At 46.2% G+C, this 18,651-nt stretch carries 19 protein-coding genes and 1 pseudogene; 8 read left to right on the top strand and 12 right to left on the bottom strand.

Annotation, left to right across the window (positions count from 1 at the left end; all coding sequences use genetic code 11):
- Positions 1-62: 62 nt before the first annotated feature.
- The 5 genes from GEI7105_RS0102455 to GEI7105_RS0102435 all read right to left on the bottom strand — a co-directional run bounded on the left by GEI7105_RS0102455 (position 63) and on the right by GEI7105_RS0102435 (position 4,515).
- On the bottom strand, positions 63-812 hold the full coding sequence (locus tag GEI7105_RS0102455; protein ID WP_017658898.1) for a metallophosphoesterase family protein: 750 nt from the start codon (positions 810-812) through the stop codon (positions 63-65).
- 55 nt (positions 813-867) lie between these two features.
- A complete protein-coding gene (locus GEI7105_RS0102450; RefSeq protein WP_017658897.1) occupies positions 868-1,683 on the bottom strand; it encodes a metallophosphoesterase family protein in 816 nt (271 codons plus the stop codon).
- Positions 1,680-2,483, bottom strand: coding sequence for a CobW C-terminal domain-containing protein (locus GEI7105_RS28730; protein WP_017658896.1), 804 nt, complete (start codon positions 2,481-2,483; stop codon positions 1,680-1,682). The genes GEI7105_RS0102450 and GEI7105_RS28730 overlap by 4 nt, the downstream gene beginning before the upstream one ends.
- 72 nt (positions 2,484-2,555) lie before the next feature.
- Positions 2,556-3,206: a GTP cyclohydrolase I FolE gene (folE, locus tag GEI7105_RS0102440; RefSeq protein ID WP_017658895.1), complete on the bottom strand. Its 651-nt coding sequence runs from the start codon at positions 3,204-3,206 to the stop codon at positions 2,556-2,558.
- A gap of 223 nt (positions 3,207-3,429) precedes the next feature.
- Complete coding sequence (locus GEI7105_RS0102435; RefSeq protein WP_017658894.1) at positions 3,430-4,515, bottom strand: CobW family GTP-binding protein; 1,086 nt, start codon at positions 4,513-4,515, stop codon at positions 3,430-3,432.
- A 136-nt stretch (positions 4,516-4,651) separates the two neighbouring features.
- Between GEI7105_RS0102435 and GEI7105_RS0102430 the strand changes: the two genes are divergently transcribed.
- Both GEI7105_RS0102430 and GEI7105_RS0102425 read left to right on the top strand, forming a co-directional pair.
- Complete coding sequence (locus GEI7105_RS0102430) at positions 4,652-5,896, top strand: SidA/IucD/PvdA family monooxygenase (protein WP_035492411.1); 1,245 nt, start codon at positions 4,652-4,654, stop codon at positions 5,894-5,896.
- A complete protein-coding gene (locus GEI7105_RS0102425; protein WP_245555360.1) occupies positions 5,842-6,648 on the top strand; it encodes a Uma2 family endonuclease in 807 nt (268 codons plus the stop codon). Before GEI7105_RS0102430 ends, GEI7105_RS0102425 begins: the two co-directional genes overlap by 55 nt.
- 10 nt (positions 6,649-6,658) lie before the next feature.
- On the opposite strand, the gene GEI7105_RS0102420 is transcribed toward GEI7105_RS0102425, so the two are convergent.
- From GEI7105_RS0102420 to GEI7105_RS0102400, 5 genes are all read right to left on the bottom strand, one after another.
- The gene (locus GEI7105_RS0102420) at positions 6,659-7,804 is read right to left on the bottom strand and encodes an aldo/keto reductase (protein ID WP_202804379.1); all 1,146 of its coding nucleotides are present in this window, start codon (positions 7,802-7,804) and stop codon (positions 6,659-6,661) included.
- A gap of 409 nt (positions 7,805-8,213) precedes the next feature.
- Positions 8,214-8,942, bottom strand: a complete 729-nt coding sequence (locus tag GEI7105_RS0102415) for a dual OB domain-containing protein (protein ID WP_017658890.1) — start codon at positions 8,940-8,942, stop codon at positions 8,214-8,216.
- A 110-nt stretch (positions 8,943-9,052) separates the two neighbouring features.
- Positions 9,053-9,502, bottom strand: a complete 450-nt coding sequence (locus GEI7105_RS0102410) for a DUF488 domain-containing protein (protein ID WP_017658889.1) — start codon at positions 9,500-9,502, stop codon at positions 9,053-9,055.
- The gene (locus GEI7105_RS0102405) at positions 9,495-10,211 is read right to left on the bottom strand and encodes a DUF488 domain-containing protein (RefSeq protein WP_017658888.1); all 717 of its coding nucleotides are present in this window, start codon (positions 10,209-10,211) and stop codon (positions 9,495-9,497) included. Before GEI7105_RS0102405 ends, GEI7105_RS0102410 begins: the two co-directional genes overlap by 8 nt.
- Positions 10,212-10,296: 85 nt before the next feature.
- Positions 10,297-10,527 carry a type II toxin-antitoxin system HicB family antitoxin gene (locus GEI7105_RS0102400; RefSeq protein ID WP_017658887.1) on the bottom strand — a complete coding sequence of 77 codons (231 nt, stop codon included), beginning with the start codon at positions 10,525-10,527 and terminating at the stop codon, positions 10,297-10,299.
- A gap of 764 nt (positions 10,528-11,291) precedes the next feature.
- On the opposite strand from GEI7105_RS0102400, the pseudogene GEI7105_RS40900 reads away from it, so the two are divergent.
- A pseudogene (locus GEI7105_RS40900) lies at positions 11,292-12,407 on the top strand (IS30 family transposase).
- 65 nt (positions 12,408-12,472) lie between these two features.
- On the opposite strand, the gene GEI7105_RS0102390 reads toward GEI7105_RS40900, so the two are convergent.
- Positions 12,473-12,916 carry a hypothetical protein gene (locus tag GEI7105_RS0102390; protein WP_017658885.1) on the bottom strand — a complete coding sequence of 148 codons (444 nt, stop codon included), beginning with the start codon at positions 12,914-12,916 and terminating at the stop codon, positions 12,473-12,475.
- Between the two features lie 784 nt (positions 12,917-13,700).
- Here GEI7105_RS0102390 and GEI7105_RS0102380 point away from each other — a divergent pair.
- The 5 genes from GEI7105_RS0102380 to GEI7105_RS0102360 all read left to right on the top strand — a co-directional run bounded on the left by GEI7105_RS0102380 (position 13,701) and on the right by GEI7105_RS0102360 (position 18,042).
- Positions 13,701-14,624, top strand: a complete 924-nt coding sequence (locus GEI7105_RS0102380) for an o-succinylbenzoate synthase (protein ID WP_017658883.1) — start codon at positions 13,701-13,703, stop codon at positions 14,622-14,624.
- Positions 14,625-14,829: 205 nt separating this feature from the next.
- On the top strand, positions 14,830-15,459 hold the full coding sequence (locus GEI7105_RS0102375) for a ParA family protein (protein WP_017658882.1): 630 nt from the start codon (positions 14,830-14,832) through the stop codon (positions 15,457-15,459).
- Positions 15,460-15,948, top strand: coding sequence for a hypothetical protein (locus tag GEI7105_RS0102370; protein ID WP_017658881.1), 489 nt, complete (start codon positions 15,460-15,462; stop codon positions 15,946-15,948).
- Positions 15,935-16,441: a restriction endonuclease gene (locus GEI7105_RS0102365; protein WP_017658880.1), complete on the top strand. Its 507-nt coding sequence runs from the start codon at positions 15,935-15,937 to the stop codon at positions 16,439-16,441. The genes GEI7105_RS0102370 and GEI7105_RS0102365 overlap by 14 nt, the downstream gene beginning before the upstream one ends.
- A gap of 239 nt (positions 16,442-16,680) precedes the next feature.
- A complete protein-coding gene (locus GEI7105_RS0102360) occupies positions 16,681-18,042 on the top strand; it encodes an AMP-binding protein (RefSeq protein ID WP_017658879.1) in 1,362 nt (453 codons plus the stop codon).
- 139 nt (positions 18,043-18,181) lie between these two features.
- On the opposite strand, the gene GEI7105_RS28720 is transcribed toward GEI7105_RS0102360, so the two are convergent.
- Positions 18,182-18,651: UPF0236 family transposase-like protein (locus GEI7105_RS28720; protein ID WP_017658878.1), on the bottom strand; the 470-nt coding region annotated here is incomplete at its 5' end.

Genomic DNA, 18,651 nt, shown 5'->3' with positions numbered 1-18,651 from the left:
AGATGTGGAGAAGTCTTGACTTTGAGGGAGTGAGGTGTTTGTGGCGGCGGTGACGATCTCGCCTAGCCGAAGCCTCGCGCGACTGGGGTTCGGGTTGGGGTAACGGTACGGAATTGTAGGCGGTTGGTGTGCGGTGAATACAGGGTATAGGTGGCACGATCGCGATGGCGCGACAGACTGCCAACGCCAATGACTTTACGAGGGGTTAGGGTTTGGGAAACGGGGGTAGTGTGGTCATCTAAGGTGGTGACTTGGGAGCCGATCGCCCCGGATGCGAGATGACACTCGAACGCTAAGCCGGAACGCCCGCAAAAGAGCTGGTTGGCTTGGGCGCAGAGTAGGCGATCGAGCAAGACGGTGGGCGGCGTATTAGGGGTGAGTTCGTCGCTCGGACTGACGGTGCTACCATGAATCAGGAGACAGTCGAGTTCTAAGAAGCCAAAGTCGAGCGATCGCAGCCATTCAACGCTCTCTCGTGAAAGATTGTTCCAGAGTTTTTCGAGAACGTCGTCGCCGTAAGCCTCCCGCAAGGCTTGGGCTTCAGGATCGCCGCCAACGCCGTGCAGGTTGAAGTATTGCTCTTCCCACCATCCGGTACAAATTTGCGGGACGGGTTCTCCGGCTTTGGGCGATCGCAACCGTTCGACTAATGCCTCGCAGTCGGGATGCAATCCCACCACATCGCCCAGAATATACAGTGCGTCTACGGGGATACGCTGGCGGCGAATGTCTTTCAAAACGGCTTCGTAGGCGGCGAGGTTGCCTTCAATGCCGCTCAAAATTGCCCAGTGGTTGGTAGTAGTCCAAATCACGATGGTTTTGGGGTAGAGTTCTCAACGGTGGCGCTTATATGGGCTTCTTGCGGGTTTACCGCTGACAAAGATGGGTGGGATCGTCGGCGCGTTCGGCAAATTCCCAACCTCGGGACAGTCGCCAAGCAAAGATTTTCGGTAAGCCTTTTTCGACGATCGCCGCGCAGGTTTTGCGGTAGTCGTAGGGAACTTCTCGCAGGTCGGCGTTTTCGGTTTCGGTGTCGTAAATGACGTAGGTGGCGTTGGGGCGGCCGTGGCGCGGTTCGCCGACGGAACCGGCGTTGATAATGCGTTTGAGGGAAGTCGTAAGCTGTTGTTCGGGCTGGGAAATCGCGTCTGGCCCGCTGACGCGCAGTTCGATCGATCCATCTTCGAGCGATCGCACGTAAGGAATGTGGGTATGGCCGCAGAACAACACGTCGGCTTCGGCGGATAACACCCGTTCGAGGGCAATGAAGCCATCGAGTTGTGGCATGAGATACTCGTGTTGGCTGTTGGGACTACCGTGAACGAAGCTCAAATTCCCCTCTTTCCAAGTCAGAGGTAGCTGTCCGAGGTAGTCTCGCACGTCGGGACGGACAACTTCGTTCGTCCATTGATGTGCCTGCAATCCGCGCCGTTCCGCCAGTTGGGAGGGATAGCTACATTCGCAGGCGTTGAGTCCTTCAACGATGTCCTCGTCCCAGCAGCCTTGAACGGTGGGGATATTCAACGATCGCACGCGATCGACCACTTCGTTGGGATAGGGGCCGTAGCCGACTAAATCGCCCAGACAGACGATGCGATCGCAATGTTGGCCATCGATATCGCCTAACACCGTCTCCAAGGCTTCGAGGTTGCCGTGGATACAAGACAAAACTGCGAGTTTCATGGGGAAACCTCCTGGGGGGATTGAGTTTCAGTTTCGGTTTGCAGATACGCCTGATATTGGCTGAGAGTGGCATCGGACAGGCAACTATCCTGTAACGTCTGGGCGATCGCGCTGCGATCGAGTTGGCTGCCGACGATTTCGAGACCGCTAAACTGTTGGGGGCGACCGTCGAGGGTGCGCGGCTGGTTCAGCGGGCGATAGTCAGAGTTGTTTTCAGGGTTGTTCTCATCGTTGCTTTCATCACCCCGCCGGACGTACTGAAAGCTGAAAACTTGCCCGTCTGCCAGATTAAAGATGCCTTTGGCGCGTTGGACGTTGCCGTAAGCCCCCAGGGTCAGTTCTTGCCAAAAGACATGCAGACTGGCCGGATCGAGAACTTCTGTGGTTAAGATGAGTCGCTGTATTTCGTCGGGGATGTCCCCAGGAACGTCCAAACCGGAGACGGTTTCGTCCGCCCAGTTCGACCACTCGCTCCCTGAACTCTGGGGCGGAACGATCGCCACTTTGCGGACGGCGGTGAGGGGCAGTTCTAGGGAGTTGAGGGCAACGTGAAAGCCCACTTCCAGATAAATCGGACGGCCGGCGTCCTGGTGGTTGACGAGATCGAGGGAGGCGCGATCGCCGTCTAGCAAGCTGATGTGGGGACACTCGCTGACGAGCAAGCTGGCGTCGAGGGGAAACGAGCCACCGCCGAGATGGACATAGATGGGGTCGCGGTGTTGCTGGAGTTGTTGAGCGATCCAACGGGTTTTTCCAACGCCCGAAGGGCCGGCGACGAGCCAGGTGGAGGGATGGGACATGGGACGGGACATTGAGACGAAGAGGAAAGCGCGATCGCGCTTTGCGACGATCGCGCTGGGAAACTATGAGATTTAATGGAAAGCGGGCGTGTGACGAATGAGACTCATGAACTCCTGGCGGGTACGAACGTCTTCGGCAAATACACCGCGCATGGCACTGCTCACCGTCCAAGAACCGGGCTTCTGCACCCCGCGCATCACCATGCACATATGGGTGGCTTCGACGACAACTGCCACGCCTTGGGGTTTGAGGATGGATTCGATGGCTTCGGCGATGCGGTGGGTGAGTCGTTCTTGAACTTGCAGGCGACGGGCGTACATTTCGCAAATTCGAGCAATTTTGGACAGTCCGATGACACGACCGTTGGGAATGTAGGCGACGTGAACGCGACCGATAATCGGCAGAATGTGGTGTTCGCAGGAACTGAAAATGTCGATGTCGCGCACGAGTACCATTTCATCGGTGTCTTCGTGGAAGACGGCGCCGTTGAGCAGTTCGTCGAGGGATTGGTTGTAGCCCTGGGTGAGAAATTTGAGGGCTTTGACGACGCGCTTCGGGGTGTCTCGCAGTCCTTCGCGATCGGGATCTTCACCGAGTCCTACGAGCAAGGTGCGAACCGCTCGTTCCATTTCTTCGGTGGAAACTTGGGTTCGGGTGGCTTCGGGAATGTTGGCGATCGCAGCTTCAGAGGGCAAGAATTCAGATGAAAATTGTGAAGTCATAGTCTTTGCTGGGCGATAAGAAACCGTTTTTTGACATCAGGAGATAAAACCAACATCAGAGAAGCGATGGGTATTTATCTTGTGTAAAATCTCGATATATTCAGTTTTTAGCCTGAAAGATTTGTGAATTTTTTAGGTTAAAAAAACAACGAAAATTGGCTAAAACTAAATTTTGAACTGGTCTTTATGCAATTTAGAAAAATAACCTTATTTTTGATTTCATTTAAACTCGAAAAGCGTTAAGTTTTTCTGGAGCTGCAAGGCAGTTCTTAATCGATTCGTGAAGGCGATCGCGATCGAGATCTCGACCGATAAACACGAGTTGATTTTTGGGCGGATTGTTTTCCCACTCCGTTACATCGAGAACGCAGCGTTTTCCACTCAGTTGAAATATATGTTTCTGCTGGCTTTCTTGAAACCAGAGAATCCCCTTGGCTCGGAAGACTTCTGGCGGGAGTTGGCAGAGAAAGTCTTGGAATTTCTCGAGTAAAAATGGGCGATCGCTCTGAAAAGATATCGAAACAAATCCGTCGTTTTCTAAGTGATGGGAATGATGGTGGTGTTCGTGGTGATGATGTTCTTCGTGGTGATGGTGTTCGTGATGATGTTCGTGATGGTGATGTTCGCTCGATGGGGTTTCAGCGTCGTCGTGATGGTACTCACTGGGATTGTTGTACCCCACATCGAGAATGAGGGGAAGCGGGACGTTTCCATACTCACAGCGAAGAATTCTCGCGTCTTCTTTCATCTCTCCAATCTTCGCTTCGACATCGTTCAATCGCTGCGAATCGACTAAATCGGTTTTGTTGAGCAAGATGACATCGCTATAGATTAACTGCTTGGTCGCCGCTTCGCTGGTATAGTATTCTTCGTTGAAATTCTCTGCATCGACAGTTGTTAAAACAGAATCGAGACGGGTAAAGTACCGTAAATCGGTTCCCACAAATGTCAACATGATGGGAAGGGGATCGGCGATTCCTGTCGTTTCGACAATTAAGTAATCTAGCTTGTTTTGCCGCTCTAAAACATTGTAGACTGCATCGACTAACCCTTCATTAATCGTGCAGCAAATGCAGCCGTTGCTGAGTTGTACCATATCTTCTTCCATGGAAACCAGCAATTGGCTGTCAATATCAATATCGCCAAACTCGTTGACGAGAATTGCGACTTTTAAGTTTTGACGATTGTTCAGAATATGGTTGAGCAGCGTCGTTTTTCCACTGCCGAGAAATCCCGTAATAATTGTAACCGGCATTCCCTGCTTGGGAAGCTCTAAGGTTGGGGGTTGAGAAGTGGTGCGATCGCTCATCTTAGACCTAGATCGTCGGTTTTCAACAGCCAGGACAACGAGGGAAGAGCCGTTTTGGGTTCGTTGCTCTCGCCAAATATGAGAATGATTCTTATTATACATAAGTTGTCCTGTAACTGAATCTGTGGTGAGAAATTTGTCAGATCGGTGTCCGAAGGCTGTGGATGTGGCGGTGGTGGGTGCGGGCCCTCAAGCGTTAACGCTGGTGACGCATCTTTTGCAGAAAAAGAAGTCGCTGCGCGATCGCCTGGCGATTTTCGATCCGGCGGGAACCTGGATGCAGCATTGGAAAGAGCAGTTCGCGGCTTTAGACATTCCCCATTTGCGATCGCCTGCGGTTCACCATCCCGATCCCGATCCGTATGCGTTGCGGCGTTTTGCAACTTCGCGTTCGACGGAACTGTTTCCCCCCTACGATTTACCGGGAACTCGGCTATTTGAGGAGTTTTGCGAGGATGTCGTTCGACGTTGGGAATTGAGCGATCGCGTTATTCCCACGCGCATCACCCACATCGAACCGACGAAGTATCGGGGAACTCGTCGATTTCGCCTCGAATCGGCGGAGGGTTCGACTTGTCTGGCGCGACGGGTGGTTTTGGCGACGGGTGAGGGACTCCCAAACTTTCCCGATTGGGTGAAGTCTCTTCCGCCACTGCACCCCCCAGACGCCTTACAGCATTCCAACCACATCGATTTGCGGCGATCGCACTTACAACAGCGTCGCGTTCTCATCGTGGGAAGCGGACTCACGAGCGGACATTTGGCGATCGGTGCGGTGAAACGAGGCGCGACGGTGACGATGGTGGCGCGACGGGAGTTTTACGGGAAGTTGTTCGACGCCGATCCGGGTTGGCTGGGGCCGAAGTATTTGAAGGGGTTTCACGCCGAACGAGATTGGGACAAACGCGCGGCGATGGTGCGATCGGCGAGAAATGGCGGGTCTCTAACCCCAGCAATTTTATTGAAATTGCGGCAACTGGCACGACAGGGAAAGGTGGAGTTTGTAGAAAATTGCCAAATCGCAACGGCAGCTTGGACGAATTCGGGATGGCGCGTTGAGGCGGCGCTGGGCGAATCGGGTAAAACGCTTTCGTCGCAACGGTTCGATCGCCTGTGGTTGGCGACAGGAACCCATTTTGACATCCGCCAAAATCCGCTGTTAGCCGCGATGTGGGAAACTCATCCGGTTCCCGTGGTGGGAGGACTTCCGGTGTTGAGCGATCGCCTGCGTTGGGGAAACTGCGAACTCTTTTTAATGGGGGCTTGGACGGCTTTACAGGTGGGGCCGGTGGCGCGAAACTTGTATGGGGGCAAGTTAGCGAGCGAGTGTATCGTTCCGGCGTTGACGAAAGCGAGTCTGGCGTTACCGGTGTCGGTGTAACGGAGATCGCCGTCTCGGGGAAATTGAGCGTTCCGTACAATAGGGATGGCGATAAGGACGCGATCGAGACGGCGATGTCAAGGAAAATTGGTGAGTTCGAGGTTGAGGAATTTCTGAGCGCACCCATTCCCACCCTGGTGTTGTCTAATATTCGCTGGACAACTTATCGATCGCTCTTGTCGGATTTGGGAGACAGGCGATCGATCCGCTTGACGTTCGATCGCGGCCGGTTACAGTTAAAGATGCCGTCGAAGCTTCACGAACTCATTAACCGATTGTTAGCCAGAATCGTCACGACGCTAACGGAGGAGTTCGATTTAGAGGTGGTTAATTTGGGTTCGCTGACGTTGGAACGGGAAGATTTACAACGCGCGGCGGAACCAGATACTTGTTTTTATATCCAAAACGCGCGATTTTTGGAAGGTCTCGATCCGGAGATTCCGACAAATTTACCGCCAGATTTAGCCATCGAAGTCGATATTACCAGTCCTTCGACGCAACGGATGGGGGTTTATGCGGCGTTGGGAATTGCGGAAGTTTGGCGATATACGAAGCGCGATCGACTCAAGATTTATTGTTTGTCTCCCGAGTCTAATGGTTATATGGAATCGCCGTCGAGTCTGGCGTTTCCGATGGTGTCGGCGGAGGTATTGAACGGGTTGTTGAGGGAACGAGAAACGAAGTCGGAAAATCAGGTGATTCGTTCTCTGCGAAATTGGATACGCGATCGATCGATTGACTCTATCAATTGAGCTAAAAACGCTACTGTTGCGAGAGCCGCTTGACCTCTTGTCCGCCGAGTAATTCATCGGCTTCCTGCAAGATTTTGGGAATTATTTCAGCGTGGGGACTGTTCGCCAAACTCGATCGTAACAATTGAAGATCGAGATTTTCCGCTTTTTGTCCGGGGAACCAGTGACTCCCATTTCCGAGAAGATTGTAGCGCATTTTACCGTATTCTACTAAATCATAAGCAACAGCAAGGTTTCGCAGCCACAGAATCACGGGAACGTTCACTTGACCCGGCGTTTCGTCAAAATTGGGAAGTCCGAAATGCCAAGTTTTATACCATTGTTCTCCCAACGCTTCGATCGCCGCTCGTTCGAGACGATCGAGAATTGGTAGTAAGACTTCCTCGACTCGTGACAGCAACGGTAACACTTTTAAATGTTCCTCAAAATCCGACGGACGCGCCGCTCCCAAACTCAATGTATGAACTTCGGAACGACTCAAACAAAACAAATCGTTAAAAACCATTGGCGAGAGAGGACGACACAACTCCGTTAATTTTGTGGGAGGTTTGTAAAGCATTCCGCCCTTATTAGAAGGGCTAATAATAAATACGCCCATATCGTGACGGCGAGCCGCTTCGATCGCCGGCCAATTTGATTGGTTAATGTAATACCAGTGCAGGTTTACATAGTCAAATTCACCAGATTCAATGGTTTGGACGATCGTTTCTGGCGAGCCGTGAGTGGAAAAGCCAATGTAGCGGACTCGGCCTTGCTTCTGAAATTTTCGCGCCTCATCTAAACAGCCGCCAGGTCGCAAGGTATATGCTAACAATTCTGGGGTATTAATACCGTGAATTGCCAGCAAATCTACAAATTCAAGCTGCAAGTTTTGTAAGGACTGTTTGAGGTTTTCTCGAAATTCTAGAGGATCTTCTGTCGGCAAGACTTTCGTTTGAACGATGATTTTGTCACGAGGAAATTTCGGAAGAATCTGTCCGATTTGAATTTCCGAAGTTCCATACATCCGAGCTGTTTCGAGATGGTTGATTCCCAATTCGATCGATCGATGAATGTTTGCTTCTAAATTGTGTTGGCTGTCTTTAGGAATTTCAAACTGCGGTAAATCTTTCCATGAATGTTGATAGCGCATTCCCCCACAGGAGAATACAGACATTTTTAATTCGGTGCGTCCAAAGCGTCGGTATTTCACGATCGAACTTAAAACGTTACGTCAATTTAATAAATATTCTATCAAAACGGGTCTGCTGGAGTTAGACTAATAAGTAGAGCTTATGAATTTTCAAAATTGTTGGCATTGTATTGTAAGGACACGGTTCCGCCCTTAAAATGATTTTGGTATCATACGGAATCCGATTTACAAAGTGTTTTTTTGTAAATTCGCCTGAAACTCTGTAGCCACGCTGCTTATAACGCGGCTACAGAGAGAATCTAAAACAAGTGATTTGAAACGCAGATTCCGCATTGTTTGTTCGTTGGAGGAGCAACACGAACGGGAGCGACACTGCTCAACAGAATTTTGTGTAACGATCCTCTTGAAAATGGCAAGGTTCTGGGTTTTGGAATTAATTGTAAACGTCCAAGTTCATGACAGCAGCGACGATTTTAAAACAATACCAATCTCCGGGCGATCGCGGTTGAAACGGTTCTCCTAAACTCAGGGTAAATAGAAAGTTGTCGGGGTGGAAATTTTGAAGGTTTAGATACTCGATCGCTTCGGCGGCGGAATAGTCCCCATCAGGTAACTGACTTAAGGTTTCTCGCCATTCGGGATCGGTAATGGGTAAGTTGTAAAGTACTTCGCCAAACTGGAACGATACTCGGTATTTTCGATTGATAAAATCTGGCGTTGTGATTTTCCAGGTGATGTTTTTGGGAACGATTATTTTTAGAGAAGATTCGAGGGGATTCTCTTGTATAAACTGCCACTCGAGGCGATCGCTCGCATTTCCTAACACATACGGATCGCATTTTGAGCGTTTGATTTCTGATTTCAACAGAGATTTCAAAAACTTAGTATCTGGACGACCTAAAAACAGCCATTTTTTGGAAGAAACGACCCAGTTTTCCGGTTGATGAGGAGACGGACGCGCTTCGGTACAGTTTATTTTTATGACGTCAAACAGTTTGGTGAATTTACCGTTTGCTAGTTTACAATCTTCTTCGGTTAAGGTTCCGTCAGATTGGCAAGAAACTGGTCGAATCCAACCCGATCGATCGGTTTTTATGCCAGCAATGCACCGTCCTCCATGCTTGAACGAATTCGCTAAGCACAGGATTGTAAATGTATTCACTGCTCTATTTTATGTTGGTTGAGTTATATTTAGGTAATATTGTAATTTTAATCTTACTTATTTAAAAACCCGATATCCAGCAAATACCGGGTTTTCGTTGCGTTAAATTGTCATAAGTGACAAATTTTTATGTCGAGAGGTAAGTTTTCTTGAAAATACTCGGCGACAAGGCGACGGTGACAGTGATTTGGTTTGGGTTCGCTGCACAGCAAACAGCCACTATCTAATAGATCGATCGCAATTCGATCTTCAATTTTGCGATCGCGAATTAACTGACCAAATCGTTCTTCATAAGCGTTCCAGTCAATTCGCTTTTTCTTGTAATCGTCCAAAATGTCTTTGGAGGGAGCAAATTCGGGAACGTGAATGTAGTCGATGTCTGCGATGGTTTTGAGGAAATAGCGTAAGTCATCTCGTTTGGTAAATGCGGCGAGTTGAGAAGTGTTGTTGGCTCTGGCGTCGATAATTCGCTTGACGCCAGCTTCTATTAAGCTGTTGAAAAAGACTTCGGCGTTTTTTTGGGTAAAGCCAATGGTGAAAATTTGGATGGGTTTAGCCACGAGTAGACTCCTGAAGGGTTAAGTTTTTCATGGTTTTATCGACGTAGGCGATCGCATCTCCTTGACGTTGATACGCCAGTTCGATGAGTTCGCTTTTGTCGAGGGATTTCAACGCTTCTTCTTCTGAATTTTCATTAGACTCGATCGCGTTATCTTCGACACCAAACAAACTCAATTGAGTTGCCTGTTCTTCTGGCTGGCTAGAGTCTTGTATATAGCGATCGAGATGGTGTTTTTCCAGCAGTCGTTCTTCGAGATAGTCTTGACTTTCTAAATCGCCGTTTTTGAGAATATGTTGAATGTCAAATCCGCGTTTTTTAAGATGGCGACTGACTAAAATGGCGCGATGACAGGTGAGGGGATCTTGTTCGGCGCACATCAGAGAAATCTGATAGCAATCGCTGCCTTTACACAGGCGATCGATCCCTTGAGAAAAACTCTCGGTTTTGGCGATTCGACTGTATAAAGCTTTGCCATTTTCGTAACAACTCAAATTTTCAGCACGCGCACCGAGTTCTTTTCCTAAAAAAACGTAGGCGATGCCAAATTCAGGTAAGTTTTTTTTGAGAAAGGCGCGATCGAAATGGGGACAATAGCGACTGTAAGGATGCGATCGAACGTCAGCTAAAGCGCTAATTTGGTGTTGTTGGAGAAGTGCGACAAATTTCTCAAAAGAATGGTTGGAATGACCGATAGTAAAAAATGTCATGATTGGTAACTCATCTCAGTGGGCGATCGTTCTGAGTGCGAGTCTAGACTTAATAGTATATCTGAAATTTGGGATGAAATCTACCTCAGCGAACGTTCTGAAATAAGTTAGACTTCATAGGTTCGGGAATCGGCAATCCTTCTTCTTTCCAAGCTACTAAATACATTTCGATAACGTCTTCTGCATGGCGAATCGCTTCCTGGCGAGTTTTGCCGTGAGTGCAAAGCATCACGACGCGATCGGCGAGTTCTGGAATCGTGCCTAAGAACAGTCGATCTGCTTCCGATCGCTGAACCAACGTACTATATTGACTCATGAGCTTTCACCTTTCTCTATATTTTTGAGGTCGTTTAATAATTCAAAACTTACGTACTTGTTTGTCAAAAAAATTAATTTTTTGTTCCGAGCTTCACTTCATTATAAAATGACAAAATTTTGTAAAAACTGGGTTACTGAGTAAGTCTTATAATTGTTTGATTTGCTTTTCTAGATATAGAGGATCGTCATCTCCATTCTTCTCTGCAATTGTCAATGTTTGCCTGAGTTGAGTCGGGTGCATCTCAAAAATGTAAATTCATTAGATACGAGCTTTCGTAATCGATCGAGCTGTTGCAGGCGGTATCCGAGAGGCGGTTGGGAAGGATGGGGTTTGGGAGGGGGTGGGGGAGGTGACGCCTCACTAAACCCACCCGTCACCGCTGAGGGGGTTGAGTCAGTATCCGGTTGCGACGATGAAGCGTTCGACAGAAAATCGAATCCGACTGGGTTCGTCATGTTGGCATCTTGGGTAAACTTTGTTTGATGTTGTTATTATAAGGGGTTTTAGGAAGGGGAAGCAATTCTGAAAACGGTGCGATCGAATTGGAGGAAAACGGATTGAAAACTGGGTTTGGCTTAGCATAGGTTTTGAGAAGCCAGAGTGAGGCTTCGATCGGTCGTTTTGGAATGAATTGAAATGAAATAGAACGGTTTATTTCGCCGATTCAAAAATGAAATGCAACACCGGTGGGTTTACGAATAAAGGCTCATCGGCTATACTTCGATCTTTCATGAATAATTACCTAATTGAAGATCGAACCAATGAGCCATCACCATCTTACCCCATCTGAGCGTGTTGAGATCTATAAACTCTTCACTCAAGAAAACTGTTCGCGAGGAGAGATCGCTTGTCGTCTCGGTCGAGACAAAGGAACAATTTCTCGAGAACTCCGGCGTAATGCCACAGAAGAAGGTTTGTATTTACCTGACACCGCTCAAAAGAAAGCTGAAGAAAGGCGGCAAAACGCCAAGGAAAAATTCCAGAAGGTTTCTGAAGAAACCGTCGAAGAAATTCGACAAGGACTTCAGCAGTATCACAGTCCCGAACAAATCGTAGGTCGGCGGAAGCGAGAGGAAAAGGAAACGGTCAGTCATGAAACGATTTATCAAATGATTTACCACGATTATAACGGCTTGGCAAGTTGTTCCAAATATTTGAGGCGGGAACGCCCCAAACGCCGTCTTCGTCAAGCTTCTCCCTCAAAGCGGGGTCGCATTCCCAATCGAGTTGGGATTGAAAATCGCCCTCCAATTGCTGATTTAAAAGTGGAGATTGGCCACTGGGAAAGTGACACTATGATTGGCGGACACCATGCAGGTGTTCTAGTTACTCATGTGGATAAAGCTTCAAAATTTTTAGTTGCCAATCTCGCCAAAAACGGCTCTTCGGAGTTTAGGGTGACAGAAAAACTAACTTCACGAGATTTCAAGGGTTTTGGCTCTCGAATTTTCAATTTTTTGTATTATGGTATACATTTATAACCACAAACTCCGAAGACCCCCAAAAACAAAACAGCAAAAGCCATTAATGCTGTCACAATTGAAGAGTTTTCGTATCTCCCTTCCTCTCATCATAAAACCTTGACATTCGATAACGGAAAAGAATTTAGTGGTCACGAAGAACTGGCTCAAAAACTGGGGGTATCCTGTTACTTTGCCAATCCTTATCATTCCTGGGAGCGAGGACTAAACGAGCATACAAATGGAATGCTTCGACAGTTTTTTCCGAAAGGAACAAATTTTAAAATCTTGTCACCAGATGCGGTCAAAAAAGCAGTAGATTTACTCAACGATCGTCCTCGAAAATCTCTTGACTATCGAACCCCTTCTGAGGTATTTTATAGTCAGAGATCGGAGACCGTTGCATTTCAAACTTGAATTGGCGTTTTGAGTTTAAATTTAAGGGGGTTTACTCTCAAAAAATTTCGGGTGTTTGAGGGGTTTTAACAGGAGCGATCGAGAATTTGAAACACGGCTTGTATTTCGATGAATCGATACGCACTAATCTCTAAGGCTGCGATCGCTAAAATTATTAACATCCAACGCAAGATGCGATGTTGTGGGGGAAATATTATCAAGCACAAAAAAATTGCTAAACTCGATAATACAATCCCTGAAATCCCTAGAAACTCAGCGAACTCAATTTCAGGGCAGCGAATCCAGTTCGGATGTTTTACGACTTTTGTAAACTCCCAATCTCCTAAACTAAACCCTATACCAGCCATTTGACTTAAAATACTTATAAATATAGCAAATTTTACAAACAAGATTGAAAAAATTGTAATTAGGCTCTCTTTAATGTTCTTTGCAAAAAACATCATGTACAGCAAGGCTAAAAATAGTATAATAAAAGGAGAGTAAAGTCCAAAAACAAAAAGAGCTGACATTTTATATGAATTTCGTGGAAAACAACTCGATCGATCCTAAATAAATAACAAAAAATAGATAGAGAATCGAAAATGGATATATCTCCGTTTTTCAAAGACATAAGTTTCGAGCAAATTGAGTACGCGAAACCCAATAACAGCCCAATCGAGTATATAAACTCAAATTCAACTAACTTACATCTTTGAGATGTTTGAAGTTTTTTAATCGGTAACAGCTCATTTAAAACTGCTAGAATAGCTTAGCATATAGCAGTCCCAAATGGGTCATCAAAAATTAAAACACCCGAAAAAATCTGATTCCCAGTTCCCCGTTCCCGATTCCCTTTTTGTCTCAATTTTGTTACACAACTGATTTAAGGTTGCTATATATACAAGTAAAAATTAGAATGATAGTTTGAGTGATGACTTTTGAGTGGGTTGACGACGATCGCTCGTCATTGGAAGAGTTGCGAAAATGCAAACCTTTTTATTTGAGTCGAAATTCCGCGTTCGGGTGCATCTCAATTCTCAATGGATGTAAAAAAATGAAGCTCTGGGGTAGATTAGGTGGAACGAAGTGAAACCCAACAGCCGCTACTATCAGTACAGAAGCTTGTATCCAAAATCCGAAGATTTTAGATTTGACATATCCACACAAAAAAAGAAATAAACTATCGGTTGAGTTTTCAGAGAGAACCCAGCAGTCTCGAATTTTACTTTGAGAGTTTTAGGCATCGCGATCGCTCTCTCCAACTGACGAACTAAAATTGGGCGATCGCTATAAAAAATTAACCCAAAAAACAAAATGTATCGTTTCTCATTTTTTCCCTATCGTCGTCAATTTATTCAACCGTTACAAACTCATCACGGATGCTGGAAAAATCGTCAGGGAATTCTCCTAAAATTAACAGATGACAAAGGAAATTTGGGATGGGGAGAAATCGCGCCATTACCTTGGTTTGGTTCTGAAACATTTTTAGAGGCATTAACTCTCTGTCGTCAATCTCCTAAAACTCTTAGCAAAACAGAGATTTTCACGATTTCCGAAAAATTTCCCGCCTCTCAATTTGGTTTCGAGTCAGCGTGGTTGAATTTAACTGAAAAAACTCCTTTAACACCCGAACTTCCCAACAGCCAACTGTTACCGACGGGGGAGGCGGTTTTCTCCATTTTGGAGTCGCTGAAACCCGAAGCGGGAAAAACGTTTAAGTGGAAAATTGGCGTGACGGATATCGAGTTAGAATTGCAATGGTTCGATCGCCTGCTTTCGTCTCTTCCGCCAAACGCCACACTTCGCCTCGACGCCAACGGGGGGTTAACCTGGGAAACCGCCAATCGCTGGTTAGCTGCTTGCGAGGGAAAGGCGATCGAATTTCTCGAACAACCCCTTCCCGTGACAGAATTTGATGAAATGCTGCAATTGTGCGATCGCTACACAACAACGATCGCACTCGATGAATCCGTCGCCACCCTCCGCCAACTGGAAACTTGCATCCGTCGCGGCTGGCGTGGCATTTTTGTCGTGAAAGCTGCGATCGCAGGTTCGCCGACTCAGTTACGCCAACTCTGCGAAACTCACCGCCTCGATACGGTATTTTCATCGGTGTTTGAAACTCGCATCGGGAGAGAAGCGGCGTTGCGACTCGCGGCAAGGTTGCAAACGGTTCCTCGTGCGGTAGGATTTGGTATCGAGGGATGGTTTGCAGATGAGGTTGTGCTAAAATTTTAGCAGGGTACATTGGGTATATTAAGTATTTGATAGCAAAATTAGCTTTGAGATATCCCAGACTATGGCAATTTTCAGAAAACTGACAAAAAAATAAATATAACTCTGTTATTTGCCAAAAAGATAGACCAAAGTATGACAGAGATATAGAAGTATCCTGCTAATTTCTTTTACTAACTTATTGTCTTAAATTGAGGAATTGACGGCTGTGCTAAAAATTGTTGTTAACGCTCCTAAAGGAGGAGTTGGCAAAACAACACTGGCAACTAATATTTCGCTATTTCTGGCTAAACAAGGTAAGCGTGTCTGGGCTTTAGATTTAGCTCAAGGAGGCTTAATGTCTGAAGACTTAAAAGCCAGTCACGATTTTGATAGTTCGAACAACAAAATCGAGACAAAAGAACTAGAAGAACTCCCCTCTCGATTCCCAGGATCTTCTAAATTTGATGTTTTGGTGGCCGATACTGATGACTACTTCAAAATTCAAAGTAACTTATTAGATGAAAATCATAGAGGCTGGAGAGTGATTGTACCTTTAGTGCCTAGCGATCCAAAAGGCTGTAGACGTATCACGAGAGAAACTGCTAAGTTGGCTAGAGCTGCTTTAGTCGGTAGTAGCCGAATAAACCTCCAAGTAGTTATTAACAAATGCTCCTTAAGTGATTATTCATCAAGGAGACAAGACGTTGAGGGTATAATGGAACGAGAAGGAATTTTAGGCTTGTTGAGTCCAGAGTGGATTCCTTTCAGTACAGAACCCGATCCATACTATATTAAAGATCCAGCGTTCTTTGACTCTATAGAAAAATTACTAAGTTCGATAGGAGTTGATGTATAAATGCTGTTACTCGATCGCGAAATAAGCAAAAAGACAAAGGCTGGAATTCATGCCAAAATTTCCATGACTTTTCAAGAAGAAAAGTTGGATGCCAATTCATGCCGTTTAGTAAAGCGTTATCTAGGAACAACAACGAATAGGGCTACAATCCAGAAAGCTTTTGTTTTTTTAGCTGGAAGACACAGCCAACCCGATCGTAAATTTTTAGATTGCTTTAGCTATGATGATGCCTCAAAAATCTTACATTACATTGACAAATCAGCGCGATCGACTCAAAAAAATAATCAACAAGATTCCGATCGTCCAATGACTTTAATCGATGTCAAAATCTTGAAATGGAATCTACTGATTTTGTCGTCAAATATTTTGACGGTTAATCCTAACATAGAATCTACGGAAGACATTATAGATGCTGTGTTGAAACTTGCGCTAGAAAGCTTAGAAACATTATTTGGTAGTGAAGAAGTGATTGAAAATGGGTCAGCTTGAAAAGGAAATTGTAAGAAAGCTAGTCAGCCAAAAAACACCAAAACAAAAGAAGGAAGTACAAGATAAAATCCTTCTTTTGATTGGGGGAGACCCCAAAATTAGTGTCAGGGATTTACCACCCAGGAGAGGAAATCAGGATGGAAGAATTGATGGACGAGTAAATGTCATTTGGCTGGATAGTGATTGTGTAGCAGCTATTAACATTAAGATTGAAAAACGGAAATTTGATGCCGATCGACTGGGTGGATTTATACTGGCTATGGATCGTGAAAAACTAGATATTGGAATAATTATTACAGCTTCTGGACTCGCTCCTGATGCGGAAGCCGAGCTAAAACGTAAAAATAGAGAAGGAGATATATATTTAGTACATATTCATCTCGAAGATTTGCTATCTGGATCGTTTGAGACAGGAAAAGTCACTTTTAGGGATGGTAATATAACTCAGATTATGGCTAACAATCTTAAAAAGCATATTGAGGAAATTAGGTGATACTTATTAATTAATCTAAAAAAGCATAAAAAACATATTTTTTATGCTTTAAATTTAATTTTTTTGTATTAATTATTAATCGTCGATCGCGTCTAAATATCGCCCTAAAAAAGGGAGTTAAAAATGCAGATTGGTTGATAAATTGGTGTTGTCTATTTTCCATCAAGCATAATGCCATACTACTGCAAAACCGAGCTCGATCGAAACTCGAAAGCAACGATGACACTATCTTTTACGGAATGATGGTAGATCCGCTAACGCTTTTTCAGCAGCGTCGCGATGGGTTTGAGTTGGTGGCGGAGGGAAGCGATCGCTTTGCAGAAATTGTCGATCGCACTTTAGCAGAATTGCAGAGTTTCCCAAAACAGCCAACTGTTTTACTTTGCGAAGCCGAACCTGTCGTGTTTTTAGCCAAATTTCTCGCCGCTTGCATCGCTAACGTTCCCCTGTTTTTGGCAAATCCCAATTGGCGAGAGTCGGAATGGAAACAGGTTCGGGAAATTGCAGAGTTCGATGTGGTTTGGGGAACCACGGCGGTTTCTGCAACCCACTCTCAGAAAAATCGCGAAATTCACCCCGGAATTGCCATTCCCACCGGAGGATCGTCGGGAAAAATTCGCTTTGCGGTTCATACTTGGGAAACCCTTTGTGCGTCGGTGTTCGGGTTTCGGCAACAGTTCCATCTCGAGACAATTAACTGTTGCTGTACGCTGCCGTTATTTCATGTTAGCGGGTTAATGCAGTTTATGCGATCGCTCGTCACGGGGGGAACTTTGGCGATTTGTTACTCAAAGGCGATCGAATCGGCAACTTTTCCCAACCTCGAACCTGAAACGTTCTGGATTTCTCTCGTTCCCACGCAGTTAAACCGCCTCCTCAACTCCCCGAAAACGGCAACTTGGCTGTCTTGCTTTCAAGGAGTTTTACTCGGTGGTGCCCCCGCTTGGCAAAGTTTGTTAGAAAAAGCGAAACAGTTCGAGATTCCGGTGGCGTTGACTTACGGAATGACGGAAACAGCATCGCAAGTGGTGACACTTCATCCCCACGAGTTTTTAAAAGGCAATTTCAGCAGCGGTAGAGTTTTACCTCATGCTGAGGTTTCGATTTTAGACGAGTTGGGAAATCCTTTGTCCCCAGGAGAAATCGGACGGGTGGCGATTCGTTCTCAGTCTCTGATGCTGGGGTATTCTCCCCTTGGCAAAACTGAGAGGTTGCAGCGGTTAGACACCGACGATACGGGCTATTTCGACGAAAATGGGTTTTTACACCTGTTGGGAAGAGACAGTCAAAAGATTATTACGGGAGGGGAAAACGTCTTTCCTGTCGAAGTGGAAAACGCAGTGCGATCGACGGGTTTTGTTGAGGATATCTGTGTTGTGGGAATTCCCGATTCTGACTGGGGAGAAATCGTTACGGCGGTTTATGTCGCTCGAATTGAAATTATATCACAAAATATAAAAAAAGAGCTTAAAAAATTATTGAGTTCTTACAAGCATCCCAAAAAATGGATTCGCGTCGAACAATTGCCTCGCAACAATCGCGGTAAAGTCAATTTTCAGGAAGTCAAACGATTGGCAACGGCTGAAAATGATAAATTTTAAAAATGGGTTGTTGTCGGTGGGGGCGAGGAACTCTAAAAATTGGGTTTCTTAGAGGTTGTCGGTGGGGGCGAGATCCCCGGCATCTCCAAGATGCCGGGGATCTGAATTTTTATACGGGTGCATCCCAGTTTTGCAAGTGTTAGGCGTAAAAGTCTCCATTGAGATAAGCACAGCGTTGCTTGAGGACTTGTGGAACGTTCTGACGTTCCCACTGAGCGCCGGAAATCTTGAGACGCCGACCAATCTGCTTGACCGTCGATTCAATGGCTCCAGAGCCGATAGAAATCCCTTCACACTGGTAATAGCTGTAGTTGACGATGCGGTGTCGATGTTTTTGCACGTAAGCCACCAACTTGGTGACGCGCGGGTGTGACCAATCCTCGAACTGAGCCAGCGACCCCTCCACATCACCTCGCCACAAACAAGCTTCAACGGCATCGAGACGCTGCTGCGACCCACCCACTTTCCCTAAATTCTCCGTCAAATGATACCAATCGAGAACTTCTTGCCGCTGAGTGGTATCACCTATGTCGGCAAAGAGATTCCAGATCCCATCGTGTCCATCTCCGAGGCAGATTAGAGGCGTGGCCAAGGGTTGTTGATTGACCC

Source organism: Baaleninema simplex PCC 7105, assembly GCF_000332355.1.
Classification (GTDB): domain Bacteria; phylum Cyanobacteriota; class Cyanobacteriia; order Cyanobacteriales; family Geitlerinemataceae; genus Baaleninema; species Baaleninema simplex.
Note: the sequence above shows the minus strand (reverse complement) of the source record. Positions and strands in the feature narration are given on the sequence as shown.

Bases quoted from the DNA above. Each gene is read 5' to 3' on its own strand.
- GEI7105_RS0102450 (WP_017658897.1), bottom strand. From the start codon at position 1,683: ATGAAACTCGCAGTTTTGTCTTGTATCCACGGCAACCTCGAAGCCTTG.
- GEI7105_RS28730 (WP_017658896.1), bottom strand. From the start codon at position 2,483: ATGTCCCATCCCTCCACCTGGCTCGTCGCCGGCCCTTCGGGCGTTGGA.
- folE (WP_017658895.1), bottom strand. From the start codon at position 3,206: ATGACTTCACAATTTTCATCTGAATTCTTGCCCTCTGAAGCTGCGATC.
- GEI7105_RS0102435 (WP_017658894.1), bottom strand. From the start codon at position 4,515: ATGAGCGATCGCACCACTTCTCAACCCCCAACCTTAGAGCTTCCCAAG.
- GEI7105_RS0102420 (WP_202804379.1), bottom strand. From the start codon at position 7,804: ATGTCTGTATTCTCCTGTGGGGGAATGCGCTATCAACATTCATGGAAA.
- GEI7105_RS0102405 (WP_017658888.1), bottom strand. From the start codon at position 10,211: ATGACATTTTTTACTATCGGTCATTCCAACCATTCTTTTGAGAAATTT.
- GEI7105_RS0102400 (WP_017658887.1), bottom strand. From the start codon at position 10,527: ATGAGTCAATATAGTACGTTGGTTCAGCGATCGGAAGCAGATCGACTG.
- GEI7105_RS0102390 (WP_017658885.1), bottom strand. From the start codon at position 12,916: ATGTCAGCTCTTTTTGTTTTTGGACTTTACTCTCCTTTTATTATACTA.
- GEI7105_RS0102380 (WP_017658883.1), top strand. From the start codon at position 13,701: ATGTATCGTTTCTCATTTTTTCCCTATCGTCGTCAATTTATTCAACCG.
- GEI7105_RS0102370 (WP_017658881.1), top strand. From the start codon at position 15,460: ATGCTGTTACTCGATCGCGAAATAAGCAAAAAGACAAAGGCTGGAATT.
- GEI7105_RS0102365 (WP_017658880.1), top strand. From the start codon at position 15,935: ATGGGTCAGCTTGAAAAGGAAATTGTAAGAAAGCTAGTCAGCCAAAAA.
- GEI7105_RS0102360 (WP_017658879.1), top strand. From the start codon at position 16,681: ATGATGGTAGATCCGCTAACGCTTTTTCAGCAGCGTCGCGATGGGTTT.